This window comes from Faecalicoccus sp. (assembly GCF_036552745.1).
GTDB lineage: Bacteria > Bacillota_I > Bacilli_A > Erysipelotrichales > Erysipelotrichaceae > Faecalicoccus.
The window spans coordinates 1-5,372 of sequence record NZ_JAXKBY010000168.1 but is presented as its reverse complement, the minus strand read 5'-3'; the positions used below and the strand labels follow the sequence as shown (position 1 = coordinate 5,372).

The window sequence follows — 5,372 nt, the reverse complement described above, 5'->3', positions numbered from 1 at the left end:
CCCAGTCCTTTGTTGTTGGAAGCGTTTTTGGAATATTTAAAAGTGGTTCAGGACCAAAGAAATTCTGTCTTTGCTTATGGTTGTTTTGTATTAAAAGAAATCTTATGTGCAGAAGGTATTCAGCCATTTGTCGATGGTTGTACTCTTTGTCATCGAAAAGATGCTTTAGAAACGCTGAGTATCAAAGAAGGTGGCTTTTTATGTCATTATTGTAATCAAAATGGCATAAAAATGAATAAAGCGGACATGAGAAAAGTTTATCTTTTATTCAAGGCATCTTCGAAAAATATCGATGTTTTAATTGAAAACTGTCATTTTGAAATCAAAGACTGCATCTTTTGGGCGGATTGGTATGAACGATTTGAACAAACTCATCTGGCTGGTTTGAAATTTTTAAAGACAGTAGTTGACTTATAGAGAAAATAGCTTTATGTAAAGCATATTGTAGAATTGAATCAGATTTTGTATAATGTTAAAAGAATGCTTGGGAGGATCTTATGGCAGAAAAATTATCAAGAACAAAACGGTATGAAGATTTAAGAAATCGGCTGGATGAAGAAACGACAGCTGCTCAGGAAGATAAAATCAATCAACAGACAGGGTTTGCACGCTTATCCAGAACACAACACAAGGCGTTGGCACATGCCAATGATTTAAATGTGTCGGCAGTCCCTTCCAGATCATCTGCACAAGAGGCGACTAACAACAACAGCCCGGTCATGGAAGATCTGTTAGGGGAAGTGAAACGCTATAACATTGATCAGGGAAATCGTATAACGGATGATACACAGATCAACATTTTGCGTCAGCTGGATCAAAAACCTTCTTCTATGCACAGAAATACGCATATCGTACCAATGGAGGAAGAAGAAACCGGCGGTACAATGAAGATCCAGAAACCGGAAATCGAACAAGATGTGGATGGTGTGGCTACCTATATGCCATATCAGAAGTTGACGCGTATCAACCCTATCCAGACAAAACCGGAAATCGTAGAAGAACCGAAAGTCGGTATGGAAGCTTCCGTACAAAGCTATGTGGCGCAAGAAGATGAGGACCAGTCACCGGAAGCAACTTATACGAATATTGTTCTGGGAAGTCAGGATATTTTAGCGGACGATACGGCAGATACCGATCATTTAAGTCTCTTCGATACGACAAAACCTTCAAAACAAGAAGAGGTTTTAGAACAGCCTAAAAAAGAGGCACAGCCAAAACGAACAAAAACACATAAGGCTAAAAAATCAAAATCGAAAAAAGTTCAGGATTCACAAGAAATGCCATCGGCAAAAATTCGTATGAGCACTCGTGATTTGGAAGAGATGGAAAATGAGCCAAAGAGCAAATCAGGTATGATCATCAATGTGATCTTAGTTGTTTTAGTCTTACTTTTGATTGCTTCTTTAGCAGCTACCTTCTACTTCATTACGCAAATAGGAGCCTAAAGCATGCCAAAATTTAATATTGCGATTGATGGCCCCAGTGGGGTCGGGAAAAGTACCATTGCCAATTTATTAGCCGATGCCTATCATATGATACATTTAGATACCGGTGCTATGTATCGATGCGTTGCCTACTATCTGTTAAAAAACAAGGTGGATGTAAATAACGAAAAAGAACTGTTGGACGCATTGGAAAATATAGATATCTCTTTTCAGGAGGATCAAGTGTTTTTAAATGGAGAAAATGTATCCAAAGAAATTCGTATGAATGAGATATCCATGGCAGCATCGAAGTTTTCGGCTTTGAATGCTGTGCGTAAAAAGCTAGTTTCTTTGCAACAACAGATTGCCAAGAATAAAGGCTATATTCTGGATGGAAGAGATATCTGCAGCGTCGTATTGCCGGATGCCGAGGTTAAAATCTATATGGATGCCTCCAGTAAGGCTAGAGCGCAGCGTCGTTATCAGGAATACATTTCTAAAGGTATTGATGCGGATTATGAGACGATCTTTCAAGATATCGTAGCACGTGACTATCAAGATTCGCATCGTGAAAATTCGCCTTTACAAGTAGCCGAAGATGCACAGGTCATTGATACTTCGGATATGACTATTGAGGAAGTTGTAGAAGAAATTCAAAAAATAATTGATGAAAAAGTATAGAGAGGAGTGATTTTATGATCCAGGGTACCATTGCGATCGTCGGACGCCCTAATGTCGGGAAATCAACCTTCTTCAATCGCTTGATTGGACAAAGAAAAAGCATTGTTGATGATACACCGGGAGTGACACGAGATCGTATCTATGGAGAAGTAGAATGGCTCACGAAAACCTATCGTATCATTGATACCGGTGGAATTCAGATTGAGGATCAGCCATTTGCACAGGAAATCAATATGCAGGTGGATATTGCGATTGAGGAAGCTGATGTCATTGTTTTTCTTGTCTCCTGTAAAGAAGGTGTTATGACCGATGATATGGTCATTGCCAAAAAACTACAGAAGTCTGGCAAGCCCATCGTGTTAGTTGTCAATAAGGTAGATAATGAAAAATTACGCTTAGATGCGTATGAATTTTATGCTTTGGGATTACAGGATCCATTCTGTGTCAGCAGCGCCCATGGTATCGGTTTAGGTGATGTATTGGATGAGATCACCAGAGTTATGCCGGAAAAGAAATTATCTCCTTATGAAGGAATGACGTCTTTTTGTGTGATCGGACGTCCCAATGTCGGAAAAAGTTCTTTGGTCAATGCGATCTTAAAAGAAGACCGTGTTATTGTTTCCAATGTAGAAGGAACGACACGCGATGCGATCGATACACCGTTTACTTACGATGGACAGGAATACATGATCATCGATACAGCCGGTATTCGCAAAAAAGGAAAGATTTATGAGAATATTGAAAAATATTCCATTTTACGTGCATTAAGCGCAATTGATCGAAGCAATGTCGTTTTATTCTTAATTGATGGTTCTTTAGGAATTCGTGAACAAGATAAACACGTGGCCGGTTTAGCTCATGAAGCTGGAAAAGGTGTCATCATTGTCTATAATAAATGGGATACTGTAGAAAAAGATGAGAAAACAATGGCTAAGATCGAGAAAGAAATTCGTGTGCAATTTGTTTATTTAGATTATGCACCAATTGCCTTTGTATCGGCTTTGACACATCAAAAAGTCAATCAATTACTGCCGTTGATCAATCAGGTGCATGAAAACTGCAGCTTGCGTATTCAAACCAATGTATTAAACGATGTGATCTTGGATGCGCAAATGATGAATCCTGCCAAGCCGCATAACGGCAAGCAGTTAAAGATCTATTATTCTTCACAGGTCAGCGTAGAACCGCCAACCTTTGTTCTATTTGTAAACGATCCGGAATTATTGCATTTTAGCTATAAGCGATATATCGAGAATAAAATTCGGGAAGCCTTTGGATTTGAAGGCACACCGATTCATATTATAGCACGAAAGAAAAGTTGAGGTGTTTGATTTGAAAACAGTAGTGATCGGAAGCGGGAGCTGGGGAACAGCCCTTGCACAGGTTTTAGAAGACAATCAACGAGATGTCATATTATATGGTATTGAAAAATCGGAAGTGGATGATATCAATCTTCATCATAAAAACTCCAAATATTTTGAAGATGTCAGTATCAATCCTTCCTTAAAGGCTACTATGGATATTAACGTAGTCAAAGAGGCCGATGTTGTATTACTGGCAGTACCGACGATAGCGATTGAATCCATTTGTCAACAAATTGATCTGCTATTGACAAAGAAAACGATCATTGTCAATGTATCCAAAGGGTTTCATCCAACAACCAACGAAAGAATGTCGCAGGTGATTCGTCGTTGTATTTCTGCCGATCATTTAAGCAGTGTTGTTTCTTTGATCGGACCTAGTCATGCCGAAGAAGTAATCATTCGTTTATTGACAACGATCGATGCGGTCAGCCTCAATGAAGAAGATGCGATTGTTGTGCAGCAGCTATTTTCCAATCATTACCTTCGTATTTATACAGGAAGCGATGAAGTGGGCAGTGAATTAGGTGTAGCCATCAAAAATGTTATGGCTATTGCTTCCGGAATCTTATCCGGCCTGGGCTATCAGGATAACACCAGAGCGGCTTTGATCACCCGTGGCTTACAGGAGATGATTCGTTATGGAATGGCGTTTGGTGGCCAGCAGCAGACGTTTATGGGGCTTACCGGAATCGGAGACTTGATCGTCACTTGTACAAGCATTCATTCCCGCAATTTTTCAGCCGGTTATCAGATCGGTAAGGAAAATACAGTAGAAAACTTTTTAAAGAACAATAAAAAGACAGTGGAAGGGATTCGTACTGCGAAGATCGTTCACAATGTATCTAAGGAAAATGGAATCGATATGCCAATCTGTGAGGAAGTCTATCAGATTCTATACGAAGGTAAAGAGCCAAAGACATGTGCCAATGACTTAATGCTGCGAGAGCTGAAAAGGGAGTTTTAACATGGCAAAATATGTAAATAAAGAAGCTTTGGCTGAGGTGATTTATCAAGAACTGAAGATTTCCAGAAAAGACGCCGGTCATGCGGTAGAAAGAATCTTTCAAGAGATGTCTCTGGCGTTAGCCAGTGATGGAGAAGTTGATATTTCCGGCTTTGGCAAGTTCATCATCTTTGATCGCAAAGAGAGAATGGGAATTAATCCTGTCACAAAAGAAAGAATGAAGATCCAGGCAACCAAGCTGCCAAAGTTTAAGCCAAGTCAGACATTAAAAAATCTCTGTAATAAAAAATAAATCATGGTATTTTTAAAGCGTTTCTTCATTCTATTATTCTGTTTTCTTGTAATTGGATCAATGATTCTTGGTTTATTGATTTAAGAAAATCAGGCGATGACGATTTCTTTAGCGGAATCGATCATTGCCTTTTCTTTTGGATCGATTGGATTGGTTATGATCTTATCATAATCGCTGAAACGAGCAAATGGATATGTACCGGTCTTAAAGAATTTAGAACGATCACAGACCAAGATCTTTTGTTTAGACTGTTCGATCACTTTTTGTTTCACCGATAACTCCTGAAAAGAGAATGTAGTCGGTCCCTGACAATCTTTAAAGCCATCGGTACCCATGAATGCCGTATCGATCTTGACATGCCTTAAATTGTCTAAGGCAAAGGCACCTGTTGTCGTACTTCCTTTTTTCTGAATCAGGCCGCCAATAAACAGAATTTCGTGTTTTAAAGCTAACAGGCTTTGCGCAATACGGATGGATGGGGTAACAATCGTACAACCCTTTTTTAACGCAAAATAACGCACTATAGACAATATGAAATGACGAAGGAGGGATAAAAAAAGTAACCTTCCTTAATTTGTTGCATCGTGGATTTACCATTATACTTTGGTTAAAAAATTCATAGTATTGTGGAATTACCGCAAACAAAT

7 protein-coding genes are annotated in these 5,372 nt (G+C 39.1%); 6 read left to right on the top strand and 1 reads right to left on the bottom strand.

Annotation, left to right across the window (positions count from 1 at the left end; translation table 11 throughout):
- The 6 genes from U0M88_RS08060 to U0M88_RS08035 form a co-directional block, all read left to right on the top strand.
- Positions 1-417 (top strand): DNA repair protein RecO C-terminal domain-containing protein (locus U0M88_RS08060; RefSeq protein ID WP_331869494.1); only part of this gene is annotated, 417 nt, incomplete at its 5' end.
- A gap of 80 nt (positions 418-497) precedes the next feature.
- Positions 498-1,445 carry a hypothetical protein gene (locus U0M88_RS08055; protein ID WP_331869493.1) on the top strand — a complete coding sequence of 316 codons (948 nt, stop codon included), beginning with the start codon at positions 498-500 and terminating at the stop codon, positions 1,443-1,445.
- 3 nt (positions 1,446-1,448) lie between these two features.
- Complete coding sequence (gene cmk, locus U0M88_RS08050) at positions 1,449-2,105, top strand: (d)CMP kinase (protein ID WP_168965833.1); 657 nt, start codon at positions 1,449-1,451, stop codon at positions 2,103-2,105.
- 14 nt (positions 2,106-2,119) lie between these two features.
- Positions 2,120-3,427, top strand: coding sequence for a ribosome biogenesis GTPase Der (der, locus tag U0M88_RS08045; RefSeq protein WP_195221889.1), 1,308 nt, complete (start codon positions 2,120-2,122; stop codon positions 3,425-3,427).
- A 10-nt stretch (positions 3,428-3,437) separates the two neighbouring features.
- The gene (locus U0M88_RS08040) at positions 3,438-4,433 is read left to right on the top strand and encodes an NAD(P)H-dependent glycerol-3-phosphate dehydrogenase (protein WP_331869492.1); all 996 of its coding nucleotides are present in this window, start codon (positions 3,438-3,440) and stop codon (positions 4,431-4,433) included.
- Between the two features lies 1 nt (position 4,434).
- Entirely contained in the window at positions 4,435-4,725 is a 291-nt protein-coding gene (locus U0M88_RS08035; RefSeq protein ID WP_167698195.1) for an HU family DNA-binding protein, read from the top strand.
- Positions 4,726-4,814: 89 nt separating this feature from the next.
- Here the strand turns inward: U0M88_RS08035 and U0M88_RS08030 are convergent, their stop codons facing one another.
- On the bottom strand, positions 4,815-5,246 hold the full coding sequence (locus U0M88_RS08030) for a hypothetical protein (protein ID WP_331869491.1): 432 nt from the start codon (positions 5,244-5,246) through the stop codon (positions 4,815-4,817).
- Positions 5,247-5,372: the final 126 nt, after the last annotated feature.